Source organism: Lentimicrobium sp. L6 (assembly GCF_013166655.1).
Classification (GTDB): Bacteria; Bacteroidota; Bacteroidia; order Bacteroidales; family UBA12170; genus UBA12170.
In genome coordinates this window covers 17403-38386 of record NZ_JABKCA010000034.1, presented here as the reverse complement: position 1 = coordinate 38386, position 20984 = coordinate 17403, and the positions used below count along the sequence as shown (strand labels likewise).

The following is a 20984-nucleotide window of genomic DNA, read 5'->3' as shown; positions in this document are numbered from 1 at the left end:
ACTAAATAATCATTATCATAGATGATAATTATTATTTAATCGTATTTCGTTTCATTTTTCCTGGGTTTTAATGTTTTTCTAATTCAATTATACCAAAACTATACCACAATTAATCGATGGACTGATTGATGGAGAAATGGAACTGACCACCATTGGCATTTGGTAAGCCTGGAACATCGTCGAAACCATAGGCCCAATCCAGTCCAAGAAGACCAAACATAGGCAAGAATACTCTCACTCCAAATCCACCAGACTTGTATACTTGGAAGGGTTTGAAATCGTCAAACGTCAACCAACTGTTACCAGCCTCAAGGAATCCCATGAAGTAAATCGTCGCACTTGGGTTTAGTGAAACAGGATAACGTAATTCCATGGTGAATTTATCGTAAATGGTACCACCTAAATTGGTATTCTTATAATAATCTGGTGTTAAGGTTTCGTTTCCATAACCTCTCAAGCTAATTAACTCTCTACCATCCATATTATTGTATCCAGAAAGCCCATCACCACCTAAATAGTAACGCTCGAAAGGAGTCACTCCAATATCAGAATTATAGGCTCCTAAGAAACCAAACTTCACTCTTGTGCTCAACACTAAGTCACCAACAACTGAAGAATACCATGCCGCTCTAATCTTCCATTTGTGGTACTCTACCCACTTGTACTTATCGTTCTCGCTCATGGTAGTATAATCTTTACCATTCAAAATACTATAAGGAGGAGTAAGTTCTAAGCTCACACCAACATCCGAACCATTACGAGGATAAATAGGAGCATCAAGAGAGTTACGGGATAGGGCAATGTTATACGCGAAATTGTTGAATTTTCCATTTCCATCTCCAACGCTAAAGATATTTCCATAGTTCTGTAGTTTATAGCTTTGAAGTTTAACGCCTTGATATAATTGGAAGAAGTCATCAGGCCAAGTCAATCGTTTACCTAAACCTACGGTAAATCCATCAATAACAAACTGACCATATCTTGGGTCGTTTCTTTCTAACTGATTGGTATATTTTGAGTGATAATAACTCACACTAAAAGCATTGGGTTTTTTACCACCCAACCAAGGCTCGGTGAAAGAAACAGAATAACTCATATAACCAGAACCATAGGTTTGGAAACGAAGACTCAATTTCTGACCATCCCCTGAAGGAATTGGACGCCATGCATCTTTCTTTAATATATTTCTTAAGGAGAAGTTATTGAAAGAAAGTCCAAGAGTACCAATGATTCTACCATAACCCCAACCACCTGATAACTCAATCTGATCGGAGGAGGTTTCTTCAACTACATATTCTATATCTACAGTTCCGTCTAATGGGTTTGGCTTTACGTCAACACCTAGTTTTTCAGCATCGAAATACTGCAACTGAGCCAATTCTCGCTGAGTACGGATAATAGCAGAGCGACTAAACAGCTGACCCGGACGAGTTCTGAGTTCTCTAATGATAACGTGGTCATTGGTTCTGGTATTTCCTTTTACAATCACATTTTTAACCGTGGCTTGGTCACCTTCTCTAATCCTGATTTCCAAATCAATAGAATCGTTCATTACGCTCACCTCAACTGGGTCAACAGAGAAGAACAAGTATCCATTATCAAGATAAAGGGAACTCACATCGGGACCGTTTTGATTGAACTGAAGATTGGTTTCTAATAATTCTTTATTATAAACATCCCCTTTTTTTATTTGAAGAACGTTTGAAAGGTCAATATTAGAATAGACAGTATTTCCAACCCATTTCACATTTCGGAAGTAATATTTATTACCTTCCTCCACATTTATATCAATATCGATTTTATTATTGCTGGCTTTGTAAATAGAATCCACAACAATCTTAGCATCACGATACCCTAATTTATTATATTTAGCTATGATGTTGGCCTTATCATCTTCATAGTTCTTTTCAATATATTTTGAAGATTTGAAGATTCTCAACTTCACATTTTCTTTATAATAAGCTTCGGCATCGTCTTGGATTTTAGGAATCTGAAGAGTGGCAACATCCTTCACAACATTCCAAACCAGTTTCTCCATATTATAGAGGGGTTTAATATGTCCCACCTCTTTGGTTTCTTTCATGGAAGCTTTTAGCTTATCGGTGCTTACTTCTTCGTTTCCGTAGATATTGATCTTGGCAATTCTTACTTTAGAGTATTTCTTAATATTGATGGTTAAAATAACTCCATTGGGTTTGGTTTCGTCCGCCTTTTTTTCAATTTCTACTTCTGCATTTAAAAATCCTTTTTCATCGAAATATTTATGGATTTTTTGCTTCGTTCTAATAATAAGGTTCTCCGTAACCACATCGCCACTCACAAGCTTTATCTTTTCACGGATATTATCCACATCTCCTTTTTTAACTCCATTGATAGAAAAACCTGTTAATCGAGCTCTTTCCTGCAATTGTATGACTAGGAAAATTCGGTTGTTTTCAATTTTTTCAATATTGATGGAGATATTTTCAAAGAGGCCTTGGCTCCAAAGTTTTTTAAGGGCTTTGGCTACATCGTCACCAGGAACATTAATGGTATTTCCAACTTGTAAGCCAGAAATCATCACCAAAGCTTTCTCATCAAGAAACTCAATGCCTTCCACTTTCACTCCTCCAATCTCGTATTTCTGAGGTCTGGAATAGTCGAGCTCTTGTACCTGTTGTCCCAGATTAATTTGAGCACTGGCTTGCCCACTCCATCCTGACAGCATCAGTATAAAGGTGATGAAGATGAGTGTTTTGTTATTATTGTATGTTATAAAATTCCTTTGCATAAGTTTATTTGCTTATCTGTTCACTGGTTTTTCCAAATCTTCTTTCTCTCCCTTGATAATCGACTATAGCTTCGTAAAAATCTTCTTTTCCAAAGTCGGGCCATAGTTTAGGGCAAAAATACAATTCGGAATAGGCTATTTGCCATAATAAAAAGTTACTGATGCGGTGTTCTCCACTAGTTCGGATCAATAATTCCGGATCTGGGATATGACTAGTAGAAAGGTGGTTTGATATTATTTTCTCGTCAATATTTTCAACTTCCAAATTTCCTTTGGAAGTTTCTTCTGCAATTTTTTTCACCATATTGGTGATTTCCCATCTTGAACTATAGCTTAAAGCTAAAGTAAGAGTTGTGCGGGTATTTTCTTTGGTGTTTTCTATGGCTTTCATCAATTCCGTATAGGTTTTGGGCTGAAGGCTTTTTAAGTCACCAATGGCATTTAATTTAATGTTATTTTTATTTAATGTAGCAGTTTCTTTATTGAGACTTTTAACTAAAAGTGACATCAAAGCATCTACTTCTTTTTGGGGTCTGTTCCAATTTTCGGTACTAAAAGCATAAAGAGTGAGGTAATCTACTCCTATTTCGGCTGCCGCTTCCACCGTGTTTCGCACCGCATTTACCCCGTTTTCATGACCAAATACGCGCAGTCGTCCCCTCTGCTTTGCCCACCTACCATTGCCATCCATAATGATAGCTATGTGTTTGGGTAATCTTTCTTTTATTACTTGGTCTTTATAATTCATCGCGCAAATTTAACATAATCAATAATATGAATCCCTTCCAAAATCACGACAACCATCATCTTTTAACAAATTGATTTTAAAGGTGAGGCTGACGCCATAAAATGCATACCAATCTTTATTGTATTCGTTGCCTCTTTTCTCTCCACTTTTATGGGAAAAAGTAGGGTCTGAATAGTATACATCATCAGTGATGGGAAACGAAATAATCTCCACTGGATTTTCAGGATTCGGAGCATAATATATTCCTTCTTCTGGATTATAACCATATAAATCCATATAATAGGAGGTGCTAATATCGTCTATATAATCATTGAAGGTTTTTCTCATTCCCCATTCAAATCCTAAACCTATTCTACTGCCTAAGCTGATTTTTAAACCAAGGCCAAAAGGAATAGCAAAAGCCGTATTTCCATAAGGAGCTTCTCTTCCTGCGAATCCTTGTCCTTCGGTACCTAAATCTCTTAAGTTTACTCCGCCACCTATTGGTTTCGGATTATATAAATACATGGCAGCTCCGGCAAAAATGTATGGAGTCCATGTGTTTTTTCTACTTCCTACAAAAAATGGAAAGAAGTTCAATTCGGCAATTAGGCTTAATTCAGTAATATCTGTTTCAAAATTCAATCCCCTATTGCTAATTGCGTAATAGATGAGGTTGGGGTCGTTGATATCAAAGTCTCCACCAGCATAAGCTTGTAGGGCATTAACTTCCATAAAGTCTTTATCATCGGCTTTTAGTTTGCCTTTGGAAGCTCCTAATCGAAAACCCCATCTTTCTTTATAATTGAATCTAAAAAATGCTCCATATGCAGGTTGTGTTGATGCAAAATGTAAATTCGGATTAATATCTCCTAAATAATAAACTCCTCCACCAAAGACTCCCACATCCATGGTTTGTGCCTTAAGGTCTAGTACTGACCCAAAACTCAGGCAGATCAAGCTCAAGAACAGCAGGCTTTTATTTAATATTTTAGTTTTACTTTTCAATGATCTCTTATTTAAATTTTTAATTCCTTTTATCGATACCCCAAAGTAGTTTCGCTCTAATGGTACCAAAGAAATTTTCTTCTGGTAATCGAACCAGTTGAATTTCAAAAGATTCTTTTTCAATTTGAAGTTCAATCCCAGATTCTAATTCAATGGTTCTGCTGTCGAGACTCACGTAAAAACCGCCATCTCTATCCGCTACTTTCATGCGAACAATGGTATCGTCTGGGATAACGACAGGCCTAACAGATAAATTGTGAGGTGCAATAGGTGTGATCACAAAATTATGAGCCTTAGGATGTAAAATAGGACCGCCGGTGCTTAGCGAATATGCTGTACTTCCGGTGGGAGTGGCCACTATTAAACCATCAGACCAATAGGAATTAAGGTATTGGTCGTCCACATGAACTATCACAGAGATCATGCTATTGGGCTGTTTCTTATAAATACTGATTTCGTTTAGTGCGAAGTTTTGTTCCCCAAAAACATCTTTTGGAGTAGTAAGCTTGATAAGGCTTCTGCTTTCTAGCGTATATTTTTTCTCTACCAAGCAGTCGATGGCTTTATTGATATGTTCTTTATTAATACTGGCTAAAAAACCAAGTCTTCCTAAATTAATACCAATGATAGGAATACCGCTGTCTTGCACTAAAGTAACCGTGCTGAGCATGTTTCCATCACCACCCAAGGAAATCATGAAATCTAATTCATCTCTAATTTCAGAATGTTGGCTAAAAACAATAGGGTTTTGCATCATTATCTTTTTTCCGATGACAGAATGAAATTCTTCATGAACAAAAACTTGCGCATAAACAGAACTTAACTTGTTAAATAAAGTCTGAATGTAGGGAAAAGTCTCGCTTTTCAAATTTTTTCCGAATATGCCTATTTTAACCATCTAAAAATCAGTGTAGTTTGCTTGCGCCGTATTTAGTGCTCGGCAAAAATAAAAATTAATAAAGCCTAACAGTTTTAAAAATTCAAAATTAACAATATTTAACCGCATAAAAAGTCTTAATTTTTAGGCCTTTCCTAATACTTAGCCCATTTTAAAATACTAAATAATTAACAATTTTATTTTTTATCTTTGAGGATGGAGCATATATGAAGCATTTTGTGAAGAAAGAAAGTGGAGCAAGGAGAATTCCAATGGGGTTTTAGTTTGTGTTACCATGGTCCATTACTGAATCATTCTGCATTTTTAAATAATTAGCGCATGGTTCATCTAGACCTAAGAAGAACCATCCGAATCATTTTATAAAATGATTTAAAGTCTAAATATAAAATATGGAAATCCGATTGTAATTAAATTGATAGCGCTGGGTTATCTTGAAGTGAATTCGCATTTTTCTTAAACTAATAGATACCGAGTCATTGACTACTGATGATAAAAGTGTAATTTTGACATTAAATATATTTTACTCAAATATGAATCTTTTGGCCTACTTTGAATCATGAAGCAACCCAAACGCCAAAAAAGCGAAAATGGCAAAACTGTCAATTTTCAACTTGATGAGGATCAACAGCTGTGGAATGCCATAAAACTTGGGGATCCGATTGCTTTAAAGACACTATTTGACAAATACTATGATGATTTGTTTTTTTATGGTTCAAAATTAGAAAGTAAGCATCATAGCGCTGCCGATACTATTCAAGATTTATTCGCCAACATTTGGGAAAAGAGAACGAGTAATAAAGAGGTGACTTATGTAAAAGCCTATCTCTTTACTTCTTTAAGAAATAATATTTTAAAAAATTCCCCAAAGGATTTATTAAACGATTGTTATTCGGATGAGAATAAGATTAGCCATCACCAGTTTGATATCTCCCCTGAAGAAATATATTTAGAACATGAATCTCAAATAGAGAATGAGCAAATCATCAAAGAACTATTGGCGAAACTTTGTCCAAACCAGAAAGAGATCATTTATCTGAAATTCTATGGTAATTATTCCAATATAGAAATAAGTGAGATTTTATCAATCAAGCAACAATCTGTAGCCAACTTACTGGCTAGAACAATAAAAACTTTAAGGAAACATCAAAAACAAAATAACATTAACTTTGTTAACATACTGATATCCGGCCTATTGTAGTAATTTAAATATTTATTTATTTTTAAGTGAGTATAAAGCGTCAGATTTCGACTCTAAAGGGTATGATTAGTAAAAATATGCCCATCATGGACTATAAATTAGAGGACTTCATTTTAGATGATTCTTTTGTCAATTATGCCACCAACAAAAATCAAGCTGATATTGCAAAGTGGGAAGAATGGTTTTCTCAGAATCCGAAGAATTTGAAGATTGCGCTTGATGCCAAAATGCTGATCCATAAATTACGATTCCATAAACAGGAGCTTCCAAAGGAATTTATTAGCGAAGAATGGCATAAATTAAGTACTAGGTTACATTTAAATGAAATCAAGCGAAAGAATAAGGGCAAAACTATTTTCCTAAAAAAGATAGGTAGATACGCAGCAGCTGCAAGCATCCTGCTATTTTTAGCCAGCGCCATCTATTATTTTTCAAACTCCTCTATTCGTGATGCTGAGCCTATTTATCAAGAACTTTGTGTAGCAAAGGGAGCGTCTAAAAACATCATTTTGCCAGATGGAACTGTGGTCTTCATTAACTCCGATTCGAAATTAAAATACGAAGAAAATTTTGAAGGCGCTAGTCGTGAAGTTTTTCTTGAAGGAGAAGCTTGGTTCGATGTGAGCCATAATGCCAACAAACCTTTTATTGTCCATACCCAAGAAAATGACATCAGAGTTTTGGGGACAGCCTTTAATGTATATGCTTATCCAAACGAGAATGTTTTTAGAACTTCTCTCGAACGTGGTAGTATTTCTTTGTCGTATCATCATGGTGCAGAAATAGAATTAAAGGTAAATCAAACATATATTCTCCATAAGAACACGCAAGAAATCAAACTTGTAGAAACAGACAATATTGAAATCTATTCTGCATGGAAAGATGGAGAAATCGTGTTCAAGAACCAAAAATTCACCGAAATACTTAAAATACTTGAGCGAACCCATAACCTAACTTTCATTCTGCAGAATAAAAATGTAGGAAAGTGCAATTATACGGGTTGCTTTACTACCGAAGACGATATCAATAGCATTCTGGCGGTTATCAAATTGCCTACACCGTTTGAATATGAGATACATAACGATACAGTGATTATAAAATAAGTTGTTTTTTAAATGATTGATTATGAGAAAATTCTATTCTTTTAAAAACCTGAGCATTAAATGGTTTTTGTTATTATGTTTTACTGTTTATTTAACTAGCTTCTCTATAAGTGCTCTAGCACAAAATGATAAAGATACAGATAATCAGACACTTAATGATTTATTTCGATTTATTGAAAATAAAGGAACATATAAAATATTCTATCAAAACGACCAGGTAGACCTTAATAAGGATATATCTGTTAACAAAGAAGAATCTGATATAAGCACACTTCTAAGTCAAGGTTTGAAAGGGACTGGATTATCCTTCGAAATTTTGGATAACCATATTGTGATTATGCCAAAAGTGGAGGATGTTCAGAAAACCAAAAAAACAATTATAAAAGGACTCATCACTGATGATCTTGGAGAGACTTTAATTGGCGTAAGTGTTGTATTGAAAGGCACCTTTCAAGGTGCAGTTAGTGACATTGATGGACGTTACGAACTTGAAGTCCCAAGTCTTGATGACACGCTGGTTTTTACATATATAGGCTTCGAAAAGCAGATTGTTGGAATTGCAGGTCATACGGAGATAAATGTGATACTAGAAATGGCTGTTTTTACTTTGGATGAGGCCGTCGCCATTGGCTATGGCATAAAGAAACAAACAGATATTATTGGTGCCGTCTCTGTTGTTAAATCTAAAGAAATCTCCAACCTCCCGGTGGCTGATGTTGGACAGGCCTTACAAGGAAAGGCCACAGGTGTAAGTGTTACTCAAAACTCTGGTGCTCCTGGTGCCGGAACCTCTATCAGAATTAGAGGAACAGGTACATTCAACGATAATTCGCCTTTGTATATTATTGATGGAATCCCAACCACTGACGGCAACGCTGTTATCCCTAGTGAAATTGAGTCCATATCTATTTTAAAAGATGCGGCCGCTGCTTCCATATATGGCTCTCGTGCTTCAGGAGGGGTGGTACTGATCACCACTAAAAAAGGAAAAGAAGGCGGCATGAGAATAAATTTCGACTCTTATACTGGTATTCAAACCGCTACTAATTTAACGGAGATGTGTGATAAGGATCAATATATCGAATTATATAACGAAGCGGCTAATAATGACGGAAGAGCTATTATTAGCTCCGAAATGGCTGACACCATGTCTAATGTAAATTATTGGGATGAAATATTTAGGCCTGCGGTCATTACCTCAACAAGTTTAAGTGTAAGCGGCGGTAATGAGAAGATGAATTATATTGTTTCGGGTAATTATTTTCATCAGGATGGAATTATTATTAATTCAGGATATGATAAGTATTCCTTCAGAACATCCATGAATAGCAATTTGTCTGATAAGGTACAAATAGGAACCAATATTAACTTATCTAGTGCCATCACTGATAAAGTTGGCAGTTCTGGAGATGGATATGGCGGAAATGGGGGCTCTGTTGTTCGTTATGCTTTTTTTAGAGCGCCTTTATATTCCATTTACGACGATAATGGTGAATATGTAGATTATTACCCTGAAGCAGCTCAGTTTATGGGAGATGGTTATAATCCGGTTGGATTTGCCAATAAATACGATTGGAGATTGAAAGAACATCGTCTCTTGGGTAATATTTTTCTCAATTGGAAGATAAATGATCATTTTACATTCAGAACAGATTTTGGCTTGGATTATTTGTCTTTGGGAGACAAGAGATTTAACGAAAACTGGGGTTATGATGGGCGAATTAATAATCCAAACACATTGGTGCAGCAATCGCTCATAACCAGTGAACAAACTTGGAAAAATACATTAACTTATGATAAAGTATTCAATGAAAAGCATAATTTGAATATACTGGTAGGAATGGAGGCCATAAAAAACACCTCTGTTGGGCAGCAAGGTTCTGCTCAAAATTTTCCAGATCAAATTCCTAGTTTGCGATATCTCTCTAATGGCACCACCAATCAGCGTGTTGATGGCTGGCAAGAAAGCTGGGCATTATTGTCCTTCTTTGGTAGAATCTCTTATGATTATGAAAAGAAATACTATGCAGAAATCGTGGTTCGTGAGGATGGCTCTTCTCGTTTCGGTTCTAATTATCCTTGGTCCTTTTTCCCTGCTGCTGCTATTGGATGGCGAGTGGATAAGGAATCTTTCTTAAAGGATGTCGACATGCTGTCCTACTTAAAACTCCGTATGAGTGCAGGGGTTTTAGGAAATCAGAAAATTGGAAATTACAGTTATGCATCCATCATTTCATCAGGTTCTTATTATCCCTTTGGTACCACGGCCATGTCAGGTTATTATTTATCGCAACATGGTAATGAGAATATTCGTTGGGAAAGTCAAACTCAAGTAGATATTGGTTTAGATTTGGGACTCTTTGGAAATAAACTATTTGTAGTCTTTGATTATTTCGACAAAATATCAGATGATGTGCTGATTAATGCACCACTTCCTCCTAGCAGTGGTGAAGCATCTCCTCCAGTGGTTAATGCTGCCAAAATTAAGAATAACGGGATAGAACTTGAATTAAGTTATAAAGATCAACTAGGAAAAGTAAAATATGATTTAGCATTTGTATTCTCTCATGTAAATAATGAAGTACTGGAGTTATACGATGGAAACCCTATTCCTGCAGGAAGAATTGATAATGGAGTATTTGCAACACTCACTGAAGAAGGACATCCTGTGGGCTCTTTTTATTTATACGAAATGGAAGGCATCTTTCAAGATGAAACAGATATTTTTACTCATGCCTATCAAGGTAGTGATATAAAGCCGGGGGATGTTAAATATAAAGATATTAGTGGACCCACTGGTAGCCCCGATGGTATTATAGATTCTTATGATAGAGCACATGTAGGAAGCCCAATTCCTGATTATACTTTGGGCTTTAATATGGGTTTAAACTATAAGAAATGGGATTTTACCCTTTTTGTTGAAGGCGTGTTTGGAAATGAAGTGTACTGGCAGGCGGCACATGATATAGAAGGATTTTATAGAGCTTTTAATGTGACAACTAGGGTATATGATGACCGATGGACAGGCTCAGGAACTAGTGATACACAACCTAGAGTCTCTTGGCAAGGAGCTGCAAATAATAAGAAACCTTCCACCCGATTCCTTTTTGATGCTTCCTATGTGCGAATTAAGAATGTAAATCTCGGATATACCATTAGCGATATAGGTAAGAATAAAACCATTATCAAATCTCTAAGAATTTATCTCAGCGTCCAGAATTTATTCACATTCACTAAATACCCCGGGTTAGATCCAGAGATGCAAACCAGTGATAATGCTGTTGGAGAAGGTGATTTGGCTAAAGGCATAGATTGGGGAACCTACCCCATGGCACGAGTTTATACATTAGGATTTAATATGAGTTTTTAATTAAAAAGATACACAGATGAAAACATTTATATATACCATAATCACACTTTGTTTTTTAATGATGACATCCTGTAATAAGTTTTTAGATGAAAAACCTCAAGGACTTTATACCACTGCAGAGTTTTACCAAACGGAAAGCCATGCGAAATTGGCTATTAACGCTTGTTACGAACCTTTGTCTTTTGCCAATTCTGATAATCGCCTATGGGTGCTCTCCGACGTGGTTTCAGACGATGCTGTAAAAGGAGGATTCCCCGGCGACCAAGCTGATATAGAGCTTATTGATGAGTTCCGAATTTTTGAAGATAATGGAAATCTGGAAACCATTTGGAGTGTTTATTATGAAGGCGTTTCTCGTTGTAATATGGTCCTCAAGTATGTTCCTGCTATAGACATGAATGTAGCACTGAAAAACAGAATATTAGGAGAAGCACACTTTCTTAGAGCTTATTTCTATTTTAATCTATGTAATATATTTGGTAATATCCCCCTCATTTTAGAGCCCTTAGAACCTGAAGACATGCAGGTTGCAAATATCAGTCAAGAGCTGGTATACAATCATATAGAATCTAATTTTATAACCGCTTTTAATTACATGGAGACTGCATTAATACAAAATCCAGATGTATATCCTTCTAGCGAGCGTGGCAGGGCTAATCCTGCAGCTGTTAAGGCTTTATTAGCAAAGACCTATTTATTCAATAAAAAATGGGAGGAGGCTGTTACTGCAAGCAAAAGTGTTATAGCTTATGGCTTTTCTTTAATGCCTATTTATCAGCATAACTTCAATGTGTTGTATGATAATAATCAAGAGCAAATATTTCAAATTCAGCATTTATCGGGCTATGATCCTGTATTAGGAAACAGATTGAATCAATGGCTAGCACCTCGAGAGCAAAATGGATATGGTTTCGACGAACCTACTCAGGATTTCGTGGATGAATTTGAACTCACAGCGGATAGTATTTATGATCCTCGATTAGATTACACTTTAGGTAGAGATGGTCAGCTTTGGTTTGACGAGGAACCCTATAGTTCTTCCTGGTCATCAACTGGATATAACCAGAAGAAATCATTACAACCACTCTCTGAAATACCTACAAGTTCTAAAAGTGATGCTGATTTAAACTTTACCGTGATTCGTTATGCCGAAGTTTTGCTTATTCAGGCAGAAGCTTTATGTGAATTAAACCGCTGTGCAGAGGCTCTTATCCCATTGAATATGGTGAGAAAGAGAGCGAGAGAGAGTTATTTGTATGACAATAAACTTACAGATTACGGCAACATTCCAGAAGGTTTATTGCCAGATGTAGTCACAACAGAGCAGATTGCTTTACGTAATGCCATTCGCCACGAAAGACGCGTGGAGCTAGGCTTTGAATGCATGCGCTATTTTGATGTGATTAGATATGGAAAAGAGTACTCAGAAAGCGTATTCTCTGAAAAAGACAATTTCGTATATGAAATACATAAAGTGTTTCCAATTCCCCAATCAGAAATGGAAACCAACAAAAATATAACTCAAAATTTTGGTTACTAATTTGAAATCAATTTCAATTAATTATTTATTAATAAACAAGTATATTATGAAAAAATCAATGAATTTCTTAATGCTATTTTCTCTAATGATGGCAATTAGCGTTTTTGTAACAGGGTGTAGTGAAGATGACGATCCAGTTACTCCAGCAGGAGATAAGACTGCTTTAACTGCTTTAATAGTGGATTGTGAAGCTTTGTATGATGGAGCTCAAGAGGGAACATCAGTAGGTTTCTACGAAGTAGGATCAAAAGAGGTGTTTAAAACAGCTATAGATGCAGCTAACGCAGTTCCAAGTGCTTCTGCTCAAAGCGTAATGGATGCCGCTGAAGTGAATTTAGAAGCTGCTAAAACAATTTTTGAAGGTAAATTTATACAGAATGTTTCTACCGATGGACTTGTTGCATATTGGTTATTCGATGGCGATGCTACTGATTTTACTGGTAATGGTAATGATGGAGTTTTAAGTGCTGGCCATGCAGCATTTGGTGGAGGAATGCCTGCACTAACCACTGACAGATTTGGCAACGAAAACAATGCCTATTATTTTAATGAAGGTGGTTTTATTAATGTGCCTTATACCCTAGCTTTAAATCCTGCAAATATCTCCATTTCATTATGGGTAAATGCTACAGAGATTAGAGAAAACAATCGTTTTATGGGATTACAATCTTGGAATGGATTTAAATATCAACTTCAATCAGTAAATAAATCTTTCTTTACTGCTTCTACTGACGATGGCATTTATGACAAAGACACCGATCCTGTATTAGAAGTATTAACTTGGTATCATCTTACTGTAACCTATGAATCAGGAAGCATGATATTTTATGTAAATGGAGCTAAACAACAAGAATACACTGATGTTACTGGTGGATTAGTTAAAGTGGAAGACCATGACCTAGCTATTGGATGTGGTTCAAGTAAATATGCCGATGATGATTCTAATTACGATAATGATCATATTATCCCTGCAGCCTGGGGTGGTTATTTTAATGGTAAATTAGATGATATCAGATTATACAACAGAGTATTAACTGGTGCTGAGGTATCTTCTATCTATAATCTAGAAAAGCCTTAATAGATAGCTTGTTATATTTTAAAGTTTGAACTTTTATTTCACTGTTCATTAGACTTTAAAAAATCAATTTTCAATAAAAGGGTATCTGATTGTATGATGATTATTATCAGTTAATTAATCTTTCAGATACCCTTTTTATGTCAATTAAATCTGATAATCATGTTATTAAAACGCTTCATATTCCTATTTTTTATCTTTTGGGGAGTAGGCAATATGGCCGCTCAGCAAATCATTATTCCTAGAATAGAACAAATGCCAAACCTTCCTCAGCCTTATCTTATGCGAGACTGGAAACAGGTGGCACAGAGCTATGATTCCTTGGTTTTTGATAGGAGCTTATCAGGAGAATATTTACCTCTAGTAGGAATTAATGCTAGTGGAATTAATTACCCTAATCATGAGAATGCCGCCATGGTGACTTATGTGGGTCAACCCTTGGGAACCTCAGCCGAAGGAATCAATTATTTGCCTGCTATCATCGGAGCTACATTAGCTGGAATAGATAAAAGCAATCAGTTTGAAAAAAACTGGGTACTCATGAGCGAAGATTTTTTTAATCTCGGCTCTGACGAAAATGTATATTTAAACAACTATTCAGCAAGTAGTGGTAACGATTGGTGGTACGAAACCATGCCCAATATCTTCTTCTATCAATTAAATGATTTATATCCAAATACAGGAGCCTTCAACTATCAGTTTGAAACCATCGCCAATCGGTGGTTAGAGGCTGTTAGAGAAATGGGAGGAAACTCAAGTCCTTGGCAAATCCCCTATATGAATTATAGAGCTTGGAATTTAGAACAGATGATTCCGCTCACTGAAGGCGTGAAACAACCTGAGGCGGCAGGGGCCATTGCTTGGATCCTGTATAATGCCTATGTGAAAACGCAAAACGAAGACTATTTAATCGGTGCCGAATGGGCGCTGGAATTCCTGAATAACTGGAACGAGAATCCTTCCTATGAAATCCAACTCCCCTATGGAACCTATATTGCGGCGCGAATGAATGCCGAAATAGGAACGAATTACGATATTGAAAAAATGCTGAATTGGAGTTTTGACCGTGGAAACCTGAGGGGATGGGGAACTATTATTGGTCAGTGGGGCGATTATGATTGCTCAGGACTCATAGGTGAAGCCAACGATGGCGGAAACGATTATGCTTTTATCATGAATGGCTTTCAGCATGCAGCGGCCTTGGTTCCTTTAGTTAGATATGATGAGCATTATGCTGATGCTATCGGTAAATGGATACTCAATCTGGCCAATGCCAGCAGGCTGTTTTATCCTGGGTTTTTACCTGCAGACCAACAGGACAGTGAAGAGTGGGCACTAGCCAACGATCCCCATAATTCCATCGCCCATGAGGCCCTGAAAGAAATACTAAATGATAAGAGCCCTTTTGCTACTGGTGATGCCGTGAGAAACGGATGGGCTCCTACTAATTTAGCGCTCTACGGAGCATCTCATGTTGGCTATTTAGGCGGCATGGTTTCTTTGACTAATGTGGAGGCTGTTTTAAAATTAAATTTATGCAAAACAGATTTTTACTCCAATGCTTACCCTAGCTTTTTGATATGGAATCCTTACGATAATGACACCCTAATTAGCCTAGATGTGGGAGAAGAAACCATTGATATTTATAATAGCATAGATAATGCCTTTATGCTAAATAATGTTTCTGGAACTGTTGACATCTCGATTCCAGCAAATAAGTCAGTTATTTTGGTCTATGTGCCCAATAATGCTGACTTGACAAATGATGGCAAAAAAACTTTAGCAAATTCGCTTGTTATCGACTTTGACAATGGGGAAATAATTACGGATGTTCCTCCAAGGATAAAGGCACTAAAAGCATTAAAAAACCCTATTGTCATTAGTGATTCTATAAAGATATTTTGTTCGGTTCAAGATGAAAACCCCTCAGAACTGAGCTATCATTGGAGCATAGATGACCAGTCGATTGATGGAGAATCCATACTGGCGATAAAAGCCCCAATCGTACCAGGCTTTTACAATATAAAATGTGTGCTGGTTTCAGAATCAGGATTAAGCGACTCGTCCACTATAACTATTGAAGTTAAGGACAGGATTCCATTTATTCCAGAGATTAAATCCTTAAAAGCCTCCCCCGGAAAAATTGATTTAGGAGAAAGCAGCATGATTAATTGCCAAGTATACGAGGAAAACGGGGATGAAATAGTGTTTGAATGGATAACAGAGGAGGGAAGCATTTTGGGTAGCGGAGAAGAAATACAATGGACAGCTCCCATGATGATTGGTGATTATAAAATATATTGCAAGGTTTCTGATAGCGATGGAGGAGTAAGAGACAGTATAATAGTGATGGTTCGCGATATATCGAGTCTGGAAATAGGAGAGCCTATTCTGTATCTGCCATTTAGCGGAAATGTAAATGATGAAAGTCCATTCCATCAGGAAACTACAGCCTTTAATATTCAATATGAAGAAGATGTTTATAGCCTCTCTGAAAATGCGGCTGCCTTTAATGGCTCCTCCTCATACATCCGTATTACCAACAATGAACAGCTTAACTTTAAAGCAGGATTGACCTTGACAGCCTGGATTTATGCTCAAAATATAAATGCGGGTGAAGCTTATCCCATTTCACATGGCAATTGGGACGATCGATGGAAAGTATCCATCGCAAATCATATCCTTCGATTTACGGTAAAAACCAATTATGGGGTCAAAGATCTGGATGCCAAAATACTATTAAACAACGATAGCTGGTATCATATGGCCATGGTGTATAGTGGAACTGATTTGGAGATTTATATCAATGGTGAACTGGATTCCTTTATTCCTTTTTCTGGAGAAATCTCCAGCACTTCCTATGATTTAGTCCTTGGGAAAGCCCGTCCCGATCAGGATTTTTATTATAGAGGAAGACTTGATGAAATCTATCTTTTCGATCATCCTCTATCTCCTACTCATATTATGGATATTTATGATAATGTATCATCAACATGGGATTTGGGGAATGTTTTAGAAAATGTAAAGGTGTTTCCAAATCCAGCAAAAGAGGCTTTATATATAGAGCTTCATTCTTTAGCTGAATCAGAAATCAATTATGAGTTTATAGACCTTTCCGGAAGAACCCTACTAAAGGGAATATGGACTAATCATAAAACGCTATTCCAATTGAACACCAAACAGATGGAATCAGGACTGTATTTATTAAAAATTCAAATAGGTGAATTATCTAAAGTCAAAAAAATAATCATTTCAAAATAACAAGACATGGCCGACATAGCAAAACGATACGAGAAAAATCCAATTTTATCACCGGGCGATTTAAAAGCAAGCGAAGTAAATATGGACATTGAGTGCTTACTCAATCCAGGTGTTTTTGAATATGACGGTAAAACCTGGCTGCTCATTCGTGTAGCAGAACGAACAATTCAAAAAGGTGGCGTTTTATCTGTTCCTATATACAACGAGGAGGGTAAAGTGGAGATCATTCATTTCGATCTTAAAGACCCCAAGCTAAATGCAAGCGACGCCAGAGTGATAAATTACGATGGAGTAGATTATCTAACCACCATCTCTCATCTGCGATTGGTTTGTAGCAAAGATGGCATTCATTTCTATGAGCCAGAAGGATATGCTTCTCTTTTTGGTGAAGGCGAATATGAATCCTATGGAATAGAAGATTGCCGGGTGGTTAAAATAGAGGACACCTATCATCTTAGCTATACTATGGTTTCGGCCAATGGAGTGGGTGTTGGACTAAGAACGACCAAGGATTGGAAGCATTTTGAGAAGAGAGGAATGATTTTTAGTCCTCATAATAAAGATTGTGCCATTTTCGAAGAAAAAATCGACGGTAAATACTATGCACTCCATCGTCCAAGCAGCCCAGAATTGGGAGGTAATTATATGTGGTTAGCTCAGTCTCCCGATGGAATACATTGGGGAAATCATAAATGTATTGCCAAAACCCGAGCTGGTAAATTCGATAGCCATCGTTTAGGAGCTGGAGCAGCACCTATTAAAACTGAGAAAGGTTGGTTGGAAATATACCACGGAGCTACTGAAGATAATAGATATTGTTTAGGTGCTATTCTTTTAGATCTTCAAGATCCTTCTATTGTATTGGCACGATCTGAAGAAGCCATTATGGAGCCCATGGCAGAATATGAACAAACAGGATTTTTTGGTAATGTAGTTTTTACCAATGGTCATATCACACAGGGCGATACCATTCAAATGTATTATGGCGCTTCAGATGAATATGTATGCAAAGCCAACTTTTCAATCCAAGAAATATTATCCAAACTAGATATATAATGATCAAAATAAAAGCAGTAGGTTTTAGAGATTTTTCGAGGAGTACAAAAATATTAATCCTCACTAATGTGATTTATGCCTTTGTGCTACCCGTTATAGATATTTTCGTGGCTTCTTATATCATGAGGAACTCCAATGACCCGGCTAAGGTGATGTTCTATCAATTGGCTATTTACACAGGTATTCCCATCACTTTCTATTTAAATGGGTTTTTACTGAATCGAATAAACATCAAAAGGCTTTTCTCTGCTGGGATGTTACTGAGTGGTGTTTCCATGGTGTTTATGATGTCCTTAAATGAAATCAATTATTTTGGTTTGGTTGGGGCAGGCTTAATAATGGGCATGTCATTTGGATTGTATTGGGCTAATCGAGATTATCTGGTTTTGGCCACAACGAAAGACAAAACCAGAAATTACTATTATGGTTTAGAAACTTTTTTTTATACAATCATCGCATCCATTGTGCCCATCATGATTGGTTGGTATTTAATGAAAGGAAATGAAGCGACTAACGAAGGAATAAATACAGGATACAGAGTGGTAACGGGTGTGGTATTTGCTATTACCATTTTAGCCTCCATCATATTTCATTTTGGGAAATACGAGAAACCACGAAGTGAGAAATTCCTTTTCTTCAAATTTCATAAGCTCTGGAATAAAATGCTGCAGTTGGCCGTTTTAAAAGGATTAGCTCAAGGCTTTATCGTTACGGCCCCTGCTATGCTTATGATGAAATTTTTCGCTTCGGAGGGTGCTTTAGGAACCGCTCAATCCATTGGGGCTCTAATCGCTGCCTTTGTCATGTTGATTTTAGGTAAAATTTCACAGCCCAAACATCGCCTGATCATTTTTAGCTTTGGACTTATCTTCTTCTTCCTAGCTTCTTTTATCAACGGCCTTCTATTCAATCAGCTTGGAGTTATCATTTTTATGTTTTTGCTCTTAATAGCACGCCCAGTCCTTGATATCGCTTATTTCCCTATCCAGCTAAAAGTGATTGACTTACTTTCAAAACACGAGAACAGAAATGAGTTTGCCTATATTTTGAATCATGAATTTGGACTATTTGTAGGGCGCTTTTTTGGTGCCGGCACCTTTTTAGTTCTCGCTTTTTACATCAATGCTGACATTGCTTTAAGGTATGCCCTCCTCATTATTGGTACACTTCAACTGCTTTCCATATTTATTGCAAAACAACTTCTAACCCAACAAAAACAATTTGAAGATGAGAATGAACAGAATAACTAGTGTGTTTATGTTAATGGCTTTATTCCTCAGCTCTTGTAATACCGTAACAACATTTGAGGAAGCTCATCCTGTTGCACAAAAATCTATTTTACGGATTGAGCAGATGCCTAATCTTCCATTGCCCTTTAAAATAATAGACTTTAATCAGCTAGCTAAGGATTACGACGCTAAAGTATATGATACCAATCAAACAGGAAAATATTGGCCCTTGGTATGGAAAGACAATTCAAGGAAAAACTTCGACCAAGAAACCTTTGGCATTTATACCGCTATGGGAGATGTGAGACAAGGTCCTGAAAACTATGAGGGAATTTTCCATGAATCCTTGGCCAGTATGGGTTCAGTATTAGGAGCAAGTTTGGTGGGCATTGATAAGTCCAATCAAAATGGAGAAAACTATGTAGCTATGTTGAAGAATTACTTCAATAGCGAAACCCAATGGAATATCATGATGAACAATACTTGTCCTGAAGTCGCTCAATTGGGCGGTGGCTATGCCAGAGATTGGTGGTACGATGTATATCCAAATGTGATGTTTTATGCTGTTGCTAATTTCTATCCGGAGCAGCAAGATTTCGAAACCATTCTCCGCTCTGTAGCTAATCAGTTTTATCTGGCCGATTCCACACTAAACGGAAATTACGCCTATTCATTCTTCGATTATTCTACCATGCAACCCACAAAAAATTGGATTTGCACCCAACAAGATGCCGCGGCGGGTCATGCTTTTGTTCTTTATTCTGCTTATCAGAAATTTGAAGATCCTAAGTATTTAAAGGGAGCAAAGTCCGCCCTGGAATCTCTTTTAAATCAGGAAGAAAATTATTTTTATGAAATACTAATGCCTTTTGGTGCTTATGTTGCTGCAAGGATGAACGCAGAACAGGGTACTCATTATGATTTTAGCAATATCCTAGACTGGACTTTCGACGGTACAGCAGTTTGTCGTAAAGGTTGGGGTGTTTTAGATGACAATTGGAATGGATACGATGTTTCTGGTTTAGTGGGTAGTACAGAAGATCAAGGAGGTTTTGGATTTTTAATGAATACCTATGATGTGATGTGGCCATTGGTTCCTCTGGTACGCTACGATCAGCGTTATGCTCAGGCTATTGGGAAGTGGATATTAAATGCAGCAAATGCGTCTCGCTTATTTTATCCTTACGAGATTCCTGATGAACATCAAACTATTCCTGAAGAAAAAGAGTTTACCAAAGGGGTGATAGCTTACGAAGGCCTCATCAAAAAAGCACATTACAAGCAATATGAACATATTGAACCTCCTGTTGCCATAGGTGATGGTATGCATTGGAATAATAAGAACCCAAAGGTTTCTCAGTTTAGTGTTTATGGAAGTGGTCATGTGGGAATTGCAGGATCCATTATTTCAAGAACCAATATTGAAAATATCCTTCAACTGGATTTATTGGCAACGGATTTTTATAAGGCAGCAGCCTACCCAAGTTATTTGTATTATAATCCAAATGCTGAGGCCAAAGAAGTCATCATTTCTGTTGGAACTCAAAAAGTGAAAGTCTATGACGCCACCAAAAGAGCATTTATCTCAAATGGTGCCATAGGGGAATTTGCATTTACCATGAAGAAAGAAGAGGCTGCCGTTTTGGTTTTGGTTCCTATAAATGCAAAAATTGAAGCTAAAGACACTAAGCTTTATGCAGATGCTGTGGTGATTGATTATCGTTATGAATGATAAGGATTATACTCTAA

At 36.8% G+C, this 20984-nt stretch carries 13 protein-coding genes; 9 read left to right on the top strand and 4 right to left on the bottom strand.

Annotated elements, in window-relative coordinates; translation table 11 throughout:
• Positions 1 to 109 precede the first annotated feature (109 nt).
• Genes HNS38_RS10060 through HNS38_RS10045 form a run of 4 tightly spaced genes read right to left on the bottom strand, consistent with a single transcriptional unit; the run spans position 110 to position 5403 of the window.
• Positions 110 to 2770 carry an outer membrane protein assembly factor gene (locus tag HNS38_RS10060; RefSeq protein ID WP_172279978.1) on the bottom strand — a complete coding sequence of 887 codons (2661 nt, stop codon included), beginning with the start codon at positions 2768 to 2770 and terminating at the stop codon, positions 110 to 112.
• A gap of 4 nt (positions 2771 to 2774) precedes the next feature.
• Entirely contained in the window at positions 2775 to 3518 is a 744-nt protein-coding gene (locus HNS38_RS10055; RefSeq protein WP_172279980.1) for an isoprenyl transferase, read from the bottom strand.
• Positions 3519 to 3536: 18 nt separating this feature from the next.
• A complete protein-coding gene (locus tag HNS38_RS10050) occupies positions 3537 to 4505 on the bottom strand; it encodes a DUF6089 family protein (protein WP_172279982.1) in 969 nt (322 codons plus the stop codon).
• A gap of 19 nt (positions 4506 to 4524) precedes the next feature.
• Positions 4525 to 5403: an NAD kinase gene (locus HNS38_RS10045; protein ID WP_253916298.1), complete on the bottom strand. Its 879-nt coding sequence runs from the start codon at positions 5401 to 5403 to the stop codon at positions 4525 to 4527.
• 556 nt (positions 5404 to 5959) lie between these two features.
• On the opposite strand from HNS38_RS10045, the gene HNS38_RS10040 reads away from it, so the two are divergent.
• From HNS38_RS10040 to HNS38_RS10000, 9 genes are all read left to right on the top strand, one after another.
• Positions 5960 to 6601, top strand: a complete 642-nt coding sequence (locus HNS38_RS10040) for an RNA polymerase sigma factor (RefSeq protein WP_172283335.1) — start codon at positions 5960 to 5962, stop codon at positions 6599 to 6601.
• Positions 6602 to 6687: 86 nt separating this feature from the next.
• Positions 6688 to 7704: a FecR family protein gene (locus tag HNS38_RS10035; RefSeq protein ID WP_172346385.1), complete on the top strand. Its 1017-nt coding sequence runs from the start codon at positions 6688 to 6690 to the stop codon at positions 7702 to 7704.
• Positions 7705 to 7726: 22 nt separating this feature from the next.
• Complete coding sequence (locus HNS38_RS10030) at positions 7727 to 11074, top strand: TonB-dependent receptor (protein WP_172346384.1); 3348 nt, start codon at positions 7727 to 7729, stop codon at positions 11072 to 11074.
• A 16-nt stretch (positions 11075 to 11090) separates the two neighbouring features.
• A complete protein-coding gene (locus HNS38_RS10025; protein WP_172283342.1) occupies positions 11091 to 12614 on the top strand; it encodes a RagB/SusD family nutrient uptake outer membrane protein in 1524 nt (507 codons plus the stop codon).
• 46 nt (positions 12615 to 12660) lie between these two features.
• Entirely contained in the window at positions 12661 to 13692 is a 1032-nt protein-coding gene (locus tag HNS38_RS10020; protein WP_172283344.1) for a LamG-like jellyroll fold domain-containing protein, read from the top strand.
• A gap of 159 nt (positions 13693 to 13851) precedes the next feature.
• Positions 13852 to 16950, top strand: coding sequence for a LamG-like jellyroll fold domain-containing protein (locus tag HNS38_RS10015; RefSeq protein WP_172283346.1), 3099 nt, complete (start codon positions 13852 to 13854; stop codon positions 16948 to 16950).
• Between the two features lie 6 nt (positions 16951 to 16956).
• On the top strand, positions 16957 to 18006 hold the full coding sequence (locus HNS38_RS10010) for a glycoside hydrolase family 130 protein (protein WP_172283348.1): 1050 nt from the start codon (positions 16957 to 16959) through the stop codon (positions 18004 to 18006).
• Complete coding sequence (locus HNS38_RS10005; RefSeq protein ID WP_172283350.1) at positions 18006 to 19256, top strand: MFS transporter; 1251 nt, start codon at positions 18006 to 18008, stop codon at positions 19254 to 19256. Before HNS38_RS10010 ends, HNS38_RS10005 begins: the two co-directional genes overlap by 1 nt.
• The gene (locus HNS38_RS10000) at positions 19234 to 20967 is read left to right on the top strand and encodes a hypothetical protein (RefSeq protein WP_216663685.1); all 1734 of its coding nucleotides are present in this window, start codon (positions 19234 to 19236) and stop codon (positions 20965 to 20967) included. Before HNS38_RS10005 ends, HNS38_RS10000 begins: the two co-directional genes overlap by 23 nt.
• Positions 20968 to 20984: the final 17 nt, after the last annotated feature.

Excerpts from the sequence above, each read along its gene's own strand:
- HNS38_RS10010 (WP_172283348.1), top strand. The coding sequence starts at position 16,957 with ATGGCCGACATAGCAAAACGATACGAGAAAAATCCAATTTTATCACCG.
- HNS38_RS10015 (WP_172283346.1), top strand. The coding sequence starts at position 13,852 with ATGTTATTAAAACGCTTCATATTCCTATTTTTTATCTTTTGGGGAGTA.
- HNS38_RS10055 (WP_172279980.1), bottom strand. The coding sequence starts at position 3,518 with ATGAATTATAAAGACCAAGTAATAAAAGAAAGATTACCCAAACACATA.
- HNS38_RS10040 (WP_172283335.1), top strand. The coding sequence starts at position 5,960 with ATGAAGCAACCCAAACGCCAAAAAAGCGAAAATGGCAAAACTGTCAAT.
- HNS38_RS10035 (WP_172346385.1), top strand. The coding sequence starts at position 6,688 with ATGGACTATAAATTAGAGGACTTCATTTTAGATGATTCTTTTGTCAAT.
- HNS38_RS10030 (WP_172346384.1), top strand. The coding sequence starts at position 7,727 with ATGAGAAAATTCTATTCTTTTAAAAACCTGAGCATTAAATGGTTTTTG.
- HNS38_RS10045 (WP_253916298.1), bottom strand. The coding sequence starts at position 5,403 with ATGGTTAAAATAGGCATATTCGGAAAAAATTTGAAAAGCGAGACTTTT.
- HNS38_RS10005 (WP_172283350.1), top strand. The coding sequence starts at position 18,006 with ATGATCAAAATAAAAGCAGTAGGTTTTAGAGATTTTTCGAGGAGTACA.
- HNS38_RS10000 (WP_216663685.1), top strand. The coding sequence starts at position 19,234 with ATGAGAATGAACAGAATAACTAGTGTGTTTATGTTAATGGCTTTATTC.
- HNS38_RS10025 (WP_172283342.1), top strand. The coding sequence starts at position 11,091 with ATGAAAACATTTATATATACCATAATCACACTTTGTTTTTTAATGATG.
- HNS38_RS10060 (WP_172279978.1), bottom strand. The coding sequence starts at position 2,770 with ATGCAAAGGAATTTTATAACATACAATAATAACAAAACACTCATCTTC.
- HNS38_RS10020 (WP_172283344.1), top strand. The coding sequence starts at position 12,661 with ATGAAAAAATCAATGAATTTCTTAATGCTATTTTCTCTAATGATGGCA.